General features: G+C 70.0%; 14 protein-coding genes. 6 read left to right on the plus strand and 8 right to left on the minus strand.

The window, feature by feature from the left end:
• Position 1 precedes the first annotated feature (1 nt).
• Genes VAR608DRAFT_RS11935 through VAR608DRAFT_RS11955 form a run of 5 tightly spaced genes read left to right on the plus strand, consistent with a single transcriptional unit; the run spans position 2 to position 4,216 of the window.
• The gene (locus VAR608DRAFT_RS11935; RefSeq protein WP_088954251.1) at positions 2–775 is read left to right on the plus strand and encodes an ABC transporter ATP-binding protein; all 774 of its coding nucleotides are present in this window, start codon (positions 2–4) and stop codon (positions 773–775) included.
• A complete protein-coding gene (locus VAR608DRAFT_RS11940) occupies positions 768–1,496 on the plus strand; it encodes an ABC transporter ATP-binding protein (protein ID WP_088958743.1) in 729 nt (242 codons plus the stop codon). Before VAR608DRAFT_RS11935 ends, VAR608DRAFT_RS11940 begins: the two co-directional genes overlap by 8 nt.
• A 13-nt stretch (positions 1,497–1,509) precedes the next feature.
• Positions 1,510–2,391 (plus strand): branched-chain amino acid ABC transporter permease, encoded by an 882-nt coding sequence (locus VAR608DRAFT_RS11945; protein ID WP_088954252.1) that lies wholly within the window; start codon positions 1,510–1,512, stop codon positions 2,389–2,391.
• Positions 2,392–2,426: 35 nt separating this feature from the next.
• Complete coding sequence (locus tag VAR608DRAFT_RS11950; RefSeq protein WP_088954253.1) at positions 2,427–3,395, plus strand: branched-chain amino acid ABC transporter permease; 969 nt, start codon at positions 2,427–2,429, stop codon at positions 3,393–3,395.
• Positions 3,396–3,415: 20 nt separating this feature from the next.
• The gene (locus VAR608DRAFT_RS11955) at positions 3,416–4,216 is read left to right on the plus strand and encodes an SDR family NAD(P)-dependent oxidoreductase (protein ID WP_088954254.1); all 801 of its coding nucleotides are present in this window, start codon (positions 3,416–3,418) and stop codon (positions 4,214–4,216) included.
• A gap of 12 nt (positions 4,217–4,228) precedes the next feature.
• Here VAR608DRAFT_RS11955 and VAR608DRAFT_RS11960 read toward each other — a convergent pair whose 3' ends face one another.
• The 8 genes from VAR608DRAFT_RS11960 to VAR608DRAFT_RS11995 all read right to left on the minus strand — a co-directional run bounded on the left by VAR608DRAFT_RS11960 (position 4,229) and on the right by VAR608DRAFT_RS11995 (position 13,569).
• Positions 4,229–4,771 carry a nuclear transport factor 2 family protein gene (locus VAR608DRAFT_RS11960; RefSeq protein WP_088954255.1) on the minus strand — a complete coding sequence of 181 codons (543 nt, stop codon included), beginning with the start codon at positions 4,769–4,771 and terminating at the stop codon, positions 4,229–4,231.
• On the minus strand, positions 4,761–6,890 hold the full coding sequence (locus VAR608DRAFT_RS11965; RefSeq protein WP_088954256.1) for an acetate--CoA ligase family protein: 2,130 nt from the start codon (positions 6,888–6,890) through the stop codon (positions 4,761–4,763). The genes VAR608DRAFT_RS11960 and VAR608DRAFT_RS11965 overlap by 11 nt, the downstream gene beginning before the upstream one ends.
• A gap of 12 nt (positions 6,891–6,902) precedes the next feature.
• Positions 6,903–7,976, minus strand: a complete 1,074-nt coding sequence (locus tag VAR608DRAFT_RS11970; protein ID WP_088954257.1) for an acyl-CoA dehydrogenase family protein — start codon at positions 7,974–7,976, stop codon at positions 6,903–6,905.
• A gap of 3 nt (positions 7,977–7,979) precedes the next feature.
• The gene (locus tag VAR608DRAFT_RS11975; RefSeq protein ID WP_172843842.1) at positions 7,980–9,179 is read right to left on the minus strand and encodes an acyl-CoA dehydrogenase family protein; all 1,200 of its coding nucleotides are present in this window, start codon (positions 9,177–9,179) and stop codon (positions 7,980–7,982) included.
• A 15-nt stretch (positions 9,180–9,194) separates the two neighbouring features.
• Positions 9,195–10,175 (minus strand): Bug family tripartite tricarboxylate transporter substrate binding protein, encoded by a 981-nt coding sequence (locus VAR608DRAFT_RS11980; RefSeq protein WP_157730855.1) that lies wholly within the window; start codon positions 10,173–10,175, stop codon positions 9,195–9,197.
• 120 nt (positions 10,176–10,295) lie between these two features.
• Positions 10,296–10,943 (minus strand): TetR/AcrR family transcriptional regulator, encoded by a 648-nt coding sequence (locus VAR608DRAFT_RS11985; protein ID WP_088954259.1) that lies wholly within the window; start codon positions 10,941–10,943, stop codon positions 10,296–10,298.
• 110 nt (positions 10,944–11,053) lie between these two features.
• Entirely contained in the window at positions 11,054–11,827 is a 774-nt protein-coding gene (locus VAR608DRAFT_RS11990; protein ID WP_088954260.1) for an enoyl-CoA hydratase/isomerase family protein, read from the minus strand.
• A 107-nt stretch (positions 11,828–11,934) separates the two neighbouring features.
• Positions 11,935–13,569, minus strand: a complete 1,635-nt coding sequence (locus VAR608DRAFT_RS11995; protein ID WP_088954261.1) for a flavin-containing monooxygenase — start codon at positions 13,567–13,569, stop codon at positions 11,935–11,937.
• A gap of 135 nt (positions 13,570–13,704) precedes the next feature.
• Here VAR608DRAFT_RS11995 and VAR608DRAFT_RS12000 point away from each other — a divergent pair, with 135 nt between their 5' ends.
• Positions 13,705–14,475, plus strand: coding sequence for an IclR family transcriptional regulator (locus tag VAR608DRAFT_RS12000; protein ID WP_088954262.1), 771 nt, complete (start codon positions 13,705–13,707; stop codon positions 14,473–14,475).
• Positions 14,476–14,530 lie beyond the last annotated feature (55 nt).

Raw genomic sequence — 14,530 nt, forward strand, 5'->3', positions numbered from 1 at the left:
CATGTGCTCCGCAGCGACCACCGAGGCGCCGATCCTCGAGGCCCGCAAGCTCAGCCGCCAGTTCAGCGGCTTCTACGCGGTCAAGGACGTGGATCTCTCTGTGCGGCGCCATTCGGTGCATGCGCTGATCGGTCCCAACGGCGCCGGCAAGACCACCTGCTTCAACCTGCTCACGACCTTCCTCGCGCCGAGCGCCGGGCAGGTGTTCTTCAACGGGCGCGACATCTCGCAGAGCGACCCGGCCAGCGTCGCGAGTTCGGGCCTGGTGCGCTCGTTCCAGATCTCGGCCGTGTTCGGCCAGATGAGCGTGCTGGAGAACGTGCGCGTGGCGCTGCAGCGCAAGCGCGGCGGCACCTTCGCGTTCTGGCGCTCGCTCGCCGCGCTGCGTTCGCTCGACGAGCCCGCGATGGCGCTGCTCGAACGCGTGGGCCTGGCGCGCTGGCGCGACACCCGCGCCGGCGAGCTGCCCTACGGCCGCAAGCGGGCGCTCGAGCTCGCGACCACGATCGCGCTCGAACCCGAGATGATCCTGCTGGACGAACCGATGGCGGGACTCGGCCACGAGGACATCGGCCCGGTGGTCGAGCTGATCCGCGACGTCGCCCGGGGCCGCACGGTGCTGATGGTCGAGCACAACATGCGCGTGATCGCCGAACTGTGCGAACGGGTCACGGTGCTGCAGTCCGGCCAGGTGCTGTCCGAGGGCAGCTACGACGAGGTGTCGCGCGACCCGCGCGTGATCGAGGCCTACGTGGGGGGTGCCGGCCATGCCTGAAACCAACGCCCGCGGCAGCAAGCGCCGCATGCTGCGCGTGAAGGGCCTGCGCGGCTGGTATGGCGAGACCCTCGCGCTCGACCGCATCGACCTCGAGGTCTTCGAAGGCGAGGTGGTGTGCCTGCTCGGGCGCAACGGCGCCGGCAAGACCACCACCCTGCGCGCGATCACCGGGCTGCTGGCGCGCCGCGAGGGGCTGATCGAGGTGCAGGAGCGGCCGACCACCGGCCTGCCCCCCGAAGCGATCGCCCGGCTCGGCGTGGCCTACTGCCCCGAGGAGCGCGGCATCTTCGCGAGCCTCACGACCGAGGAGAACCTGATGTTGCCCCCGGTGCTGCATCCGGGCGGGCTGTCGGTGCAGGAGCTCTACGAGATCTTCCCGAACCTCTACAACCGGCGCCGCAGTCCCGGCACGCGCCTGTCGGGCGGCGAGCAGCAGATGCTCGCGATCGCGCGCATCCTGCGCAGCGGCGCCCGCCTGCTGCTGCTCGACGAGCCGACCGAGGGCCTCGCGCCCGTGATCGTCGAGAAGATCGGCCAGACCATCCGGATGCTGCGCGAGCGCGGTTTCACGGTGCTGATGGTCGAGCAGAACTTTCGCTTCGCCTCGTCGCTGGCCGACCGCTTCTACGTGATCGAGGAAGGCCGCGTCGCCGGCCATTTCCTGCAGGACGAACTGGACACCCGGCAGGGCGAGGTCGAAGCCCTGGTGGGACTCTGAGAACGGACGACGGATGGACAGCATCTTCGGTATCCCGACCGCGGCCCTGGTCGGCCAATTGATCGTCGGCCTGATCAACGGCGCGTTCTATGCGCTCATGAGCCTGGGCCTTTCGATCATCTTCGGCCTGCTGCACGTGGTGAACTTCGCGCACGGCGCCCAGTACATGCTCGGCGCCTTCGTCGCCTGGGGCCTGCTGCAGTACCTCGGCCTCGGCTACTGGTGGGCGCTGCTGCTCGCGCCGCTGGTGGTGGCCGCGTTCGGCATCGTGCTCGAGCGGCTCTTCCTGCGCCACCTCTACGGGCTCGACCATGTCTACGCCCTGCTGCTCACCTTCGGCGTCGCGCTGCTCATGGAGGGCGCGTTCCGGCTGCAGTTCGGTGCCAGCGGCCAGCCGTATCCGAATCCGCTGGGTGGCGGCATCGACGTCGGCGTGACCTTCCTGCCGCTGTACCGCGTGTGGGTCATCGTGGCCGCGCTCGCGACCTGCCTGGGCACCTGGTTCTTCATCGAGAAGACCCAGCTCGGCGCCTACCTGCGCGCGGCCAACGAGAACGCTGGCCTGGTGCGCACCTTCGGCATCAACGTGCCGCGGATGCTGATGCTGACCTACGGCCTCGGCGTCGGCCTCGCGGGCCTCGGCGGCGTGATGGCCGCGCCGATCTACCAGGTCAGCCCGCTGATGGGTTCGAACCTGGTCATCGTCGTCTTCGCCGTGGTCGTGATCGGCGGCATGGGCTCGATCATGGGCTCGATCGTCACGGGCTTCGCGCTCGGCGCGATCGAGGGCCTGACCAAGCTGCTCTACCCCGATGCGGCCGGCGTGGTCGTCTTCATCGTGATGATCCTGGTGCTCGCGGTGCGGCCGAACGGCCTCTTCGGCCGCGCCCACTGAGTCCTCTTTTCCGTTCGCTTTCCGGGCCGTTCATCATGTCCTTCCTCTCCCCCCGCGCCAACCTGGCCCTGCTCGCGGCCGCGATCCTGTGCGTCGCGCTGGCGCCGCTGTTCGTCTATCCGATGTTCCTCATGAAGCTGATGTGCTTCGCGCTGCTCGCGGCCTCGGTCAACCTGCTGGTCGGCTATGCCGGCCTGCTGTCGTTCGGCCACGCGATGTTCTACGGCGCGGCCGGCTACGTCGCGGCCCATGCGATCAAGGCCTGGGGCTGGGACGGCGCGGCGGGCATCCTCGCCGGCGTCGCGACCGCCGCGCTGCTCGGGCTCGTCACGGGCCTGCTGGCGATCCGCCGCCAGGGCATCTATTTCTCGATGATCACGCTGGCCTTCGCCCAGCTCGTGTACTTCGTCGCGCTGCGCATGCCCTTCACGGGCGGCGAGGACGGCATCCAGGACGTGCCGCGCCCGATGGTCCTGGGCCTGTTCTCGCTCGCCGACACCCGGGTGCTCTACGTCTTCGTCGCCGCCGTGGTCGGCGCGGCCTTCTGGCTCATCCACCGCACGGTCCATTCGCCCTTCGGTCAGGTGCTGCGCGCGATCCGCGACAGCGAGCCACGCGCGCAGTCGCTCGGCTACCGGGTGCTGCGCTACAAGCTGCTGGCCTTCGTGCTCTCGGCCGCGCTCGCGGGGCTGGCCGGTGCGCTCAAGGTGCTGGTGTTCCAGATCGCCACCTTGACCGACGTGCATTGGGTCACCTCGGGCGAGGCGCTCTTGATCTGCATCGTCGGCGGCATGCAGACGCTGCTCGGCCCGGTGCTCGGCGCGATGGTCATCGTGACGATGGAGAACTACCTCGCCTCCTTCGCCGAGTGGGTGCTGATCATCCAGGGCTTCGTCTTCGTGCTGGTCGTGATGCTGTTCCGCAAGGGCATCGCGGGACAGTTCTACGCTTGGGTCGAAACGCGCCGCGAGCGTCAGGCGCAAGCCCGCGTCAAGGCCGCCTGAGGCCCCCGGACCGATCGATCATGACGGCTCCCGCTCCCCTCTTCCTGCCCGAACGGCTGCCCGAGACGCCCGGCCTGCTGGCCGGCCGCCTGGCCCTGGTGACAGGCGCCGCCAGCGGCATCGGCCGCGCGATCGCCGTGGCCTTCGCGCGCGCCGGTGCGCGCGTGGTCGTGACCGACCTCGACGCCGGGGACTGCGCGGCGACGCTGGCCGAGGTGCGCGCCGCCGGCGTCGCGGGCTGGGCCCATGCGCTCGACGTCAGCGATGCTGAGGCTTGCTCGGCGCTCGCGGCCACGGTCGCCGAGCAGGCCGGCGCGGTCGACACGCTGGTGAACAACGCCGGGGTGCTGATCCGCGAGGGCATCGACAGCCCGCGCGCCGCCGCCAACCTGCGGCGCACCTTCGACGTCAACCTGTTCGGCCTCTACAACACGGTCGAGGCCTGGCTGCCCGCGCTGCGCGCCACCCGCGGCTCGATCATCAACATCGCCTCGGGCGCGGCCTTCATCGCGCAGGGCGGCTGCCATGGCTACTCGGCCTCGAAGGGCGCGGTCAAGATGGCCACCCAGACGCTGGCGCTGGACCTCGCGCCCGACGGCATCCGCGTCAACGCGCTCGCGCCCGGCGTGATCCACACGCCGATGACCGAGGCCACGCGCGGCGACCCGGCGCGCCTGCAGCGTTTCATGCAGCGCATTCCCGCGGGCCGGCTGGGCCAGCCGCACGAACTCGCCGGCCCGGCCGTCTTTCTCGCGTCCGGCCTCGCCTCCTTCGTCACCGGCGTCACCTTGCCGGTCGACGGCGGAACGCTGGCGGTCTGAACGGCGCCGGCCTCAGGCCGCCGGCAGGCTCGCGAGCAAGGCGTACCAGGGGTCGTCCGGCTTGCGGGCGCCGATCGGCTGGCGCACGCCGAAGCGCTCGGCCTCGCTGCCGGGCTCGGCGGCCAGCGGCTGCATCCAGTCGTAGACCACGACGCGCGCCGCGACGCGCCATTCGCCGCCGCGCCGCTCGAAGCGGTCGACGTAGCGGCCGCACAGCAGGACAGCGGCCGTGCGGTCGGCCTGCAGCGCATGGAAATAGCTCTCGACCGCGGCCACCTCGCCGCGCAGCTCGATCGCGATGTTGCCCACCATGTGCACGTTGCGCCCGCCCTCCGCGAGCTTCGCCACGGCCCAGTCGATGAAGCCGGTGGCCGTGCCCTGGAACGGGCCGTGCCGGTCGGTCGCGTCGGGCCAGTAGGCCGAGCGCAATGCCGCCTCGTCGCTGCGGTCGATGCCGCGGCAGTAGCGATAGAGGCCCTCGCGGATCGCCTCGCGATCGGCGAGCTCGGCCAGCCGGCGCTCGAGCGCCGCGATGCGATCGGTGTCAGTGGCCATGGCTGCTCCGCCCGGTTTCGGCTTCATCCGCCGCGCGCAGCGTGATCACCGCGTCGAGGCAGGCGGCGCCCTCCTGCCGCACCACGAAGGGGTTGATCTCCACGCTCTCGATCAGCTCGGCATGCGCGGCGGCGAATTCCGACAGGCGGCACAGCGCCGCGACGAGTGCGGCTTCGTCGCAGGGAGGCGCGCCGCGCCAGCCGCGCAGCAGCTGCGTCGAGCGCACGTGGTCCAGCAGACCGCGCGCGCGCTCGGTCGACAGGGGCGCCGATGCGAAAGCCACGTCCTTGAACAGCTCGACCGCGGTGCCGCCGCTGCCGTACATCACCATCGGCCCGAAGGTCGGATCGCGGTGCACGCCGAGGATCACCTCGACGCCGCCGCGCAGCATCGGCGCGATCAGCACGCCTTCGAGCCGCGCCAGCGGCCGCGCCCGGCGCGCGCGCGCGATCAGTTCCTCGTGCGCGGCGCGCACGGCCTCGGCGTCCTGCAGGTCCAGGATGACGCCGCCGACCTCGGTCTTGTGCGTGATGTCGGGCGAGACGATCTTGGCCACCACCGGGAAACCCATGCGCTGCGCGGCCTCGGCCGATTCTGCGGCCCACGTGCAGAGCTGCTCGGGCAGCACCGGCAGCCCGGCCGCGGCGAGCACGCGCTTGGCGCCGTCCTCGGTGTCGATGCCCGCCAGATCGAGCGTGGCACCCGCCGCGGCCGGCGCTTGCGGCGGCAGTGCCAGCATCTCGCGCCGCTGCGCCAGCGCAGCCAGCGCCGCGACCGCGCGCACCGCGCGGCTCGGGTCCTCGAACACCACGATGCCTTCGGCTTCGAGCGCCCGGTTGACCTCGGGCGTGGAGAGCATCACGAGCACCAGCGTGCGGCCCGGATGCTTCTGCGCCACCGCGACCAGCTCGGCCTGCGTCGCAGCGAAGCGCGCCGGCGAGAGGCCGACGTGCGCGAGGTACGCGAAGACCGTGCCCCACGACGTATGGTCGAGCATCGTGGCCACCGAGCGCGAGACGCCCTGCGGCACCGAGGTGACCTGCGCCGTCATGTCGAGCGGGTTGCTCGCGACCGCGAACGGCAGCAGCGCGAGCGCCGCCTCGCGGCCGGGGCCCGGCAGTGCCGGCAGCGCGAGGCCGCGATCCCCGGCCTCGTCGGCCATCAGGACGCCGATGCCGCCGGAGCCGGTGACGATGCCGATGTCGGCATTGACCGGCAGCGCCGGGCGCACCGAGAACGCGTAGGCGATGTCGAGCATCTCCTCGATCGATTGCGGCCGCCAGGCGCCGCACTCGGCGAACACCGTGTCGTAGACCACGTCGTTGCCGGCCAGCGAGCCGGTGTGGGTCGAAGCCGCGGCGGCGCCGGCCTCGGTGCGGCCGACCTTCATGATCAGCACGGGCTTGCCGGCCCGGGCCGCCTTGCGAAGCGCGCGGCGCAGGCGCTCGCCGTCCTGGCAGGACTCCAGCGCGGCACAGATGATCCGCGTGTCGGGGTCGTCCGCGAGGTAGTCGATGCACTCGGCGACGTCGACGTCGGCCTCGTTGCCGGTGGCGACGATCTTGCTGAAGCCGAGGCCGCGCAGCGAGGCCATGCCGTAGGTCGCCGAGCCGAAGGCGCCGCTCTGGGTCGCGAGCGCGATCGGGCCGGGCTGCGGCTTCAGGCCATTGAGCGCGGTCGAGAAGGTCGAGAAGAAGCGCGTCGGCACATTCAGCAGGCCGAGCGAATTGGGCCCGAGCAGGCGCACGCCGGCCTCGCGGCACATCGCGGCGATGCGCGCCTGCAGCGCCCGCCCCTTGGCATCGATCTCGGCGAAGCCCGCGGTCATGATCTGGATCGCGCGCACGCCCTTGGCGATGCTGTCCTGCACCGCCGCTTCGACGCCTTGCACCGGCACGCAGATCACGGCCTGGTCCACCGGGTGCGGGATCTCGCTCACGCTCCTGAACGACGGCAGGCCCTGGATGGCGTCGCCGCTCTTGTTGACCGGATAGATCGGCGCTTCGAAGCCGCCTTCCCGCATGAAGCGCAGCGGCCTGCCGCCGATGCGCTCGGGGTCGGACGAGGCGCCCACCAGGGCGACCGAGGCCGGATGGAACAGCGGATGCAGGGAATGCATGGTGCGTCGCCCTCAGTGCAGGTCGGTGGACACGAGGCGGTCCAGTTGCGCGAAGCGGTCGCCCCATTGCAGGCTGCACGACAGCGCATGCATCGCCAGCCGCGCCGCCGGCAGCTCGCGCGACATGCCGATTCCGCCATGCAGCTGGATGCACGCTTCGGCGGCCTGGCGCGCCGTGACCGACAGGTAGAGCTTGACCAGCGCGATCTCGCGCGCGCCGTCGTCGCCCTGGGCCAGCACGCGCTGGCGCACCATGCCGCGAACATTCTCGTAGGCCACGTACATGTCGACGGTGCGATGCCGCAGGGCCTGGAAGGTGGCGAGCGCGACGCCGAACTGCTGGCGTGTGTTGAGGTACTCGATGGTCTGCTCGATCATCGCGCCCATCGCGCCGACCACCTGGGCGCAACTCATGAGCGCGCCCACGTCGAGCGCCCGGGCCGCGGCGGCGCGGGCGCGCTCGCCGCGCGCCAGCACCGCGCCCGCGGGAAGCCGCACCCCTTCGATCTCGAGGTCCGCGGTCTGCCGCGCATCGATGCCGAGCCAGGTGGACGCGAGGCCCGGCAGCGCGTCGCGCGCGGCCAGCAGCAGCAGGTCTTCGCCCTCGGCCGTGCGCGCCAGGAACACCAGGTGCGAAGCCGGCTCGGTCAGATCGGCGCCGCGCACGGTGCCGGTGAGCACGGGCTCGTCGCCCCGGAAGCTGCAACGCAAGGCGGCCGCGGCATCGAGCGCCGGGCAGACCGAGGCCTCGCCGGCGACCATCTGGCTCAGCAGTTCGGCCACGGCCGGCTGGGCCGCGAAGCCGGACAGCAGCGCCGGCAGCACCGCACAGCGCGCGACCAGCGGCGCCGCGAGCGCATGGCGGCCCGCGGCCTCCGCAACCGCCGCCATGTCGGCGAGCGGGTATCCGGCGCCGCCGTGCTCCTCGCTCACGAGCACGCCCTGCCAGCCGAGCGCCAGGAACTGGTTCCAGGTCTCGCTGGGCTGCTGCGATTCGAAGGTCTCGACCACGGGCGCCGTGGCCGCGACGCGCAGCGTGGTGTCATAGAGGTCGCCCGGGAACATGGGCGTGGCTTGAAAGGGCATGCTTCAGGCTCCAAAGATATCGCGTGCAATCACGTTCTTCTGCACTTCGCTCGTGCCGCCGGCGATGCTGCGCGAGCGGTAGAACAGGTAGGTATGGATCAGTTGCCTGAGCGGCGCGGCCTCGGCCTCGTCCGTGGCCACTGTGTCCACGAGCCGGGCGGCGTAGGTCGGACCGGCGACGTCGAGCGCGATGCCGATGAGCTGCTGGGACAGCTCCGAGCAGTACAGCTTGAGCGCCGACGACTTGGAGGCCGCGAGCGTGCCCTGCATCTCTTCCTGGATCGCCGAGAGCAGCATCTCGCGCGCGCCCATCACGCCCGCCTGCGCGAGGTAGAGGTGCTCGAGCAGCACGTGCTGGCTCGCGCGTGCCGCGTCGGACTCGCGGCCGCGCGCGCGCAGCAGCTCGGCCATCTGGTCGGCCAGGCGCGCCAGACGCGGTACCGTGGCGGGCGACAGGCGTTCGCGATCGAGCAGGAACTTGGCGCATTGCCAGCCGCCGCCCTCCTCGCCCAGCAGGTTCGCAACCGGCACGCGCACGTCGCGCAGGAACACCTCGTTGACATGGTGCCAGTGGTCGATCGTCGGGATCGGCCGCACCTCGATGCCGGGGCTGTCCATCGGCACCAGCAGCAGCGAGATGCCGGCCTGCTTGCGTGCCTCGGCCGAGGTGCGCACGAGCGTATACATCATGTCGGCCTCCTGGGCATGGGAGGTCCAGATCTTCTGGCCGTTGATCAGGTAGCAGTCGCCGTCGCGCACGGCCGAGGTGCGCAGCGATGCGAGGTCCGAGCCCGAGCCCGGCTCGGAATAGCCCTGGCACCACCACTCGCTGCCCTCGACGATGCGCGGCAGGAAGCGCGCCTTCTGCGCCTCGGTGCCGAAGTGCATGATCACCGGCCCGATGTGGCCGAGGCCATGGTGGTACAGCGGCGGGCAGTCGGCCTCGGCCATGACCTCCTCGAACAGGTAGCGCTGCTGCAGGTCCCAGCCGGTGCCGCCGTGTTCGACCGGCCAGTTGGGTGCGCCCCAACCGTGCGCGTGCAGCTTCTTCTGCCAGGCGCTGTATTCGGCGCGCGTGACCTTCTGGTTGCTGCGCACCACCGCCTTGAGGGCTTCGGGGCATTCGCGTTGCGCGAACTCGCGCAGCTCGGCGCGGAACGCGGCATAGGCGTCGGTGATGTCGTCGGTGTGTTGTTGCGTCATGGCTGCGGGCCGGGGTCAGTCGAGGTGGATGTTGCGCTCGCGGATCACCGGCGCCCAGCGCTGCGTCTCCGCGTCGAGGTAGGCGGCGAATTCGGCCGGGGTCGTCTGCCGCGGCTCGCCGCCGACGTTCTGGATGCCCTCGCGCAGCTCCGGCTGGGCCAGCACGGCGCGCAGGTCCTCGTAGATGCGCTGCTGCAAGTCGGACGGCGTCTTCGCCGGCAGGAAGAAGCCGAACCATCCGCCGCAGACGAAGCCGGCGAGCTCGGGCACGCCGGCCTGGGCCAACGGGACCAGTTGGGGGTTGCGCGCGATCGGCTGCTCGCTCGCGACGCCGATCACCTTCATGCGGCCGGCCTGCACGAAGCTCATCGAGCTCGGCGAGTCGAACATCGCATCGACCTGGCCGCCCATCAGGTCGTTCAGGGCCGGCGCATTGCCCCGGTAGGCCGCATGAACGATCGGCACGCCGACCATCGAGGCCAGCATTTCGGCGCCGATGTGCGGGCTCGAGCCATTGCCCGACGACGCGAAAACGACCTTGCCCGGGTTGCGGCGCATGTAGGCCACGAATTCCTTGAGGTTGCCGGCCGGCACCTTGTTGGCGACGAAGAGCACGCTCGGCGCATCGGCGACCAGCGTGACCGGCGCCAGCGCCTTCGGGTCGTAGGGCAGGTTCTTCATCAGCAAAGGATTCGCGGTGAAGCCGAAGCCGGTCAGCAAGAGCGTGTGGCCGTCGCCCGGCGCGCGTGCCACCAGCGCGGTGCCGATCGTGGTGCCGCCGCCGTTGCGGTTGTCCACCACGACCGGCTGGCCCCAGCGCGCCGACAAGGCCGGCGCGATCACGCGCGCGAGCTGGTCGGTGAAGCCGCCGGCCGCGTAGGGCACCACGATGGTCACCGGCCTGGCCGGAAAAGTCTCGGCGTGCGCGCCTGCCAGCAGCGCGGCGCCCCATGCCATCCAGACCAGCAGGGCTCTCAGGCAGCGAACAAGGCTCATGGCCGTCGTCTCCATCATCTGAATCAGTTTACTTTACGGCCGGTAAGTAAATTGCCTGGGGTTTACCCGAGAGCGGCCCGGTGGCCGGGGACGCCTTCGCGTCCGTTTCAGCTCAGGGGATCAGCGCCCGGCGGGCGCGTTGAGGCCCACGAAGGCCATGTCGAGGTACTGGTCGATCACTTCGCGCGTGGTCAGCCGACCGCCCAGCGAATGCCAGCGGCACAGGTGATTGAGCATCGACAGCAGCATCCGGCCGGCCATCGAGGGGTCGACCGGTCGGAACTGACCCTGGCTGATCGCGTCGCGGATGCTGTCGCGCAGCAGGCGCTCGTAGGCGTCGCGCAGATGCACCGTGACGGCACGCGGCCGGGCATCGCTGTTCGACCAGAAGGCGTTGGAACCGGCGATCCACGAATCACGGCTGCGATCCAGGAAGTCGGCCGAAGCCCGCATGAACAGCCGCACGCGATCGGCGGGTGTGGCGCCCTCGCGCATCGCCGCGCCCACGGTGTCGACCAGGTTCTGCATGGACTCCAGCACGATGCGCTCGTACAGCTCTTCCTTGTTCGGGAAGTGGTAGTAGAGCGCAGCCTTGGTGATCTTGGCCTCCTCCGCGATGTCGCGCAGCGAGGTGCCCTCGTACCCTTTGCGCGCGAAGAGCCGGATCGCGATCTCGATCAGCTGCTCCTGCCGCGCATCCGAACGGGTGCGAGTGGAGGATGGGGATTCCGAGGCGGCTTCCACGGGGTCCGCGGGACCATTGGCCATGGGCGGGGGGTGTCCTACTGGGTCATCGATGGGGCGGCGCACAGCGCCGCCGGAACGCTAGCGATGGTAGCAGCCGCAATCGGCGCGCCACGCGTGCAAGCGCCGCTGCTTCAGCGTCCGGTGTAGACCGGCGCACGCTTTTCGAGGAAGGCACGCTGGGCTTCCTTGGCATCCTCGGTCTTCGACAGCGCGACCGTGTTGCCCTGCTCGTAGCGGTAGGCGTCGCGCGGCGGCATCACCATCGTCATGCGCGCCGCTTCCTTCGCGAGCCGCAGCGCGATCGGGCTCTTCGACGCCATGTCGCGCGCGATCTCCATCGCATAGGGCAGCAGTTCGTCGGCCGGCAGGCAGGCCTCGATGAGGCCGAGGCGATAGAGCTCCTTCGCGTCGACCTTCATGCCGGTATAGAACATCCGGCGCGCACGCGACTGGCTGAACACGCGCTGCAGGAAGGTCACGCCGCCGGCCAGGCCGACGTTGATCTCGGGCATCGAGACGTAGGCATCCTCCGAAGCGACCCAGATGTCCGACCCCATCACGAGCCCGAAGCCCGCGCCCATCGCCGGGCCGTTGACGGCCGCGATCACGGGCTTGGAACACTCGACCACCGCGTAGTACGACTCGCGCACCAGCCGGTTGTGACGGCCGTAGGCGCCCGGCGTGGCGCCGAGGTTGGGCCGCTCGCGAATGTCGGCGCCGGCCGAGAAGACCTTGCCCGAGCCGGTCAGCACGATGCAGGCGACGTCCTCGCGATCGGACAGCTCGTCGAAGCAGGCCGTGATGTCCGCGCGCATCTCGGCGTTCTGGGCATTGACGGGGGGGCGGTTCAGGGTGACCAGCGCGATGCGGTCCTTGATCTCGACGAGCAGGGTCTTGAATTCCATGAAATCTCCTAGTGTTCCACCAGCAGGACCTAGTTACCTGCCGACCGGTAATTAATGTGCGTCGATTCGGGCCGCCACGCAAGAGGAGGTGCCCCGGACGCTGACGCCTAGGCGTCAGCAAGCGCCTGTCGACGCTCGAACGCGAGGCTGCGAAAGCCGTCCGCCGCTGCGGCGGCACAGTGTTCGCGGTACTTCTGGAAGCCGCCCGTGAACATCGTGAGTCCCGAGGGCTTGTCCTTGACGTTGGTGCCGACCCACCAGGTCTTCGCCTTGGTGATCAGCGAGCGCCCGGCCAGCGCGGAGACGATGTCCATCCAGGCGTTCTCGGCCTGCACGGTCGGCTCGGCGGCCGAAAGGCCCTGCTCGTGCATGTGCACGATGAGCGCCGCGATCCAGTCGACGTCGTTCTCGCTGATGCGGATGATGTTCGCGAGCGCAGCAGGACCGTTCGGCCCGGTGGTCATGAAGAGATTCGGAAAGCCCTCCATCATCAGCCCGAGGTAGGAGCGTGCGCCCTCCTTCCATTTGTCGTTCACCGTGCGGCCGTCGCGGCCGGCCACCTCGAAGGCCGTGAGCGCGCCGGTCAGGCCGTCGTAGCCGGTCGCGAGGATCAGGATGTCGAGCTCGACCTCGCCGGCCTCTGTGCGCACGCCCTTCTCGGTCACCTCGACGATCGGATCGGACAGGCAGTCCACGAGGTGCACGTTCGGCAGGTTGTAGGTTTCGTAGTACTCGGTGTCGATGCAGGGACGGCGCGCGAAGATCGGGTAGCCGCGCGGCTTGAGGGCCTCCGCCGTCGCCGGGTCCTTCACCACCTCGCCGATCTTCGAGCGCACGAATTCGGCCACGGTCTCGTTGGCCTCCTCGTTGACCAGCAGGTCCGAGAAGGTGCCGAGCATCGCCAGGCCGCCCTGCTTCCAGGCGTCCTCGAGCAGCGAACGGCGCTGCGCGGGCGTGACGCTGAAGAAGGCGCGCGTCGACTGCGGCCGGGTGCCGCCGACCGCGCTGTTGCGCGCCGCCTCGCGAATGCCCGCGTAATGGCGCTTGACCTCGGCCAGGTAGTCCGGCTCGAGCTTGACGTTGCGCATCGGCATCGTGAAGCTCGGCGTGCGCTGGAACACGAACAGCTCGCCGGCCTCGCGCCCGACCTCCTGCACGATCTGGATCCCGGTCGACCCGGTGCCGATCACGCCCACGCGCCGGCCCGCGAGGCCCACCGGCTCGTGCGGCCACTTGGCCGCGTGCAGCAGCCGGCCCTTGAAGCGGGCCAGCCCTGCGATCTCGGGTTCCTTCGGGATCGACAGCGGGCCGGTCGCCATGACGCAGTAGGGGCTCTCGTAGACCTCGCCGCGGTCGGTCGTCACGGTCCAGAGCTGCCGCTCCTCGTCCCAGGCGGCGCGCGTCACGCGCGTGTTGAACTGGAAATGCCGGCGCAGGTCGAGCCGGGTGGCGACGAAATCGATGTAGCGCAGCAGTTCCGGCTGCCCCGCGAACTGCTCCGACCAGTTCCACTCCTGCTCGATCTCTGGGGAGAACGAGTAGCTGTAGTCGATGCTCGGCAGGTCGACGCGCGCGCCCGGGTAGCGGTTCCAGTACCAGACGCCGCCGAGGTCGCCGCCGGCCTCGATGCCCTGGACCGTGAGACCCATCTCGCGAAACTTGTAGATCGCATACATGCCGCCGAAGCCGCCGCCCACCACCACCACGTCGAGACGCCGGGGCTTTGCCTGTCCTTCTTTCATGCTTGTCTCCGTCTTCTGGACAACGTCCGGCTCTCGCGCCGGACGGCTTGGACGCATCATGCCAACCTGCCGACAGGTAAGCAAGTATGATCGCCTTGTGCATATCAACATCACATATGTGAATTCGGAGCGCCCATGAGGGCCCCGCCCGTCAAATCGGCCGTCCGGGTGCTCGAGGTCCTGGCCTTCTTCGAGCGCGAGCGCAGGCCTCAGTCGCTGAAGGACATCTGCGACGCATTGGGCTATCCGCAGTCCAGCGGCACCGTGCTGCTGAAGAACATGACGGCCCTGGGCTATCTGAGCTACGACCGCACCAGGCGGCACTACTTCCCGACGCTCAAGGTGGCGGCGCTGGGCGACTGGATCAGCCATGCGCTGTTCGGCGAGGGCAAGGTGTTCGAGCTCATGCGCGACCTGCACAGCGCGACCGGCGAGGCGGTCTCGATCGCGCTGCAGAACGACGTGCACACGCAGTACATCCGCGTGATCCAGTCGATCCACCCGCTGCGCTTCCACACCGAGGAAGGCAGCATGCGGCCCCTGACCCTGTCGGCCACCGGCTGGATGCTGATGACGCCCTACCACGACCGCGAAGTGGAACGCCTGGTGCGGCGCGCCAACGTCGCGACGCCGCGCATGGAAGACCGTCAGCCCCTGGACTTGATGCTTGAGCGCGTGCGGCAGGCCCGCGAGCAAGGCCACGCCTATGCCGAGAACATTCCGATCGCCGGCGGCGCCACGCTCTGCATGCTCCTGCCGCCGACCGTGCACGGGCGATCGGTGGTCATCGGGATCGGGGGACCGGTCGACCGCATCCGGCCGCAGCGCCAGCGACTGCTGGACCTGCTTCGCGCAGCGGCTGCGGCGGCGCCTGGACGCGGCCCGGACGCACCAGCGCATCCCTGAGCCACATCAATCACCGCCTCGGCCGCGTTCCTGATCCGCGCATCCCGCGCTATCG

This window comes from Variovorax sp. HW608 (assembly GCF_900090195.1).
In the GTDB taxonomy this organism is placed as follows: Bacteria; Pseudomonadota; Gammaproteobacteria; order Burkholderiales; family Burkholderiaceae_C; genus Variovorax.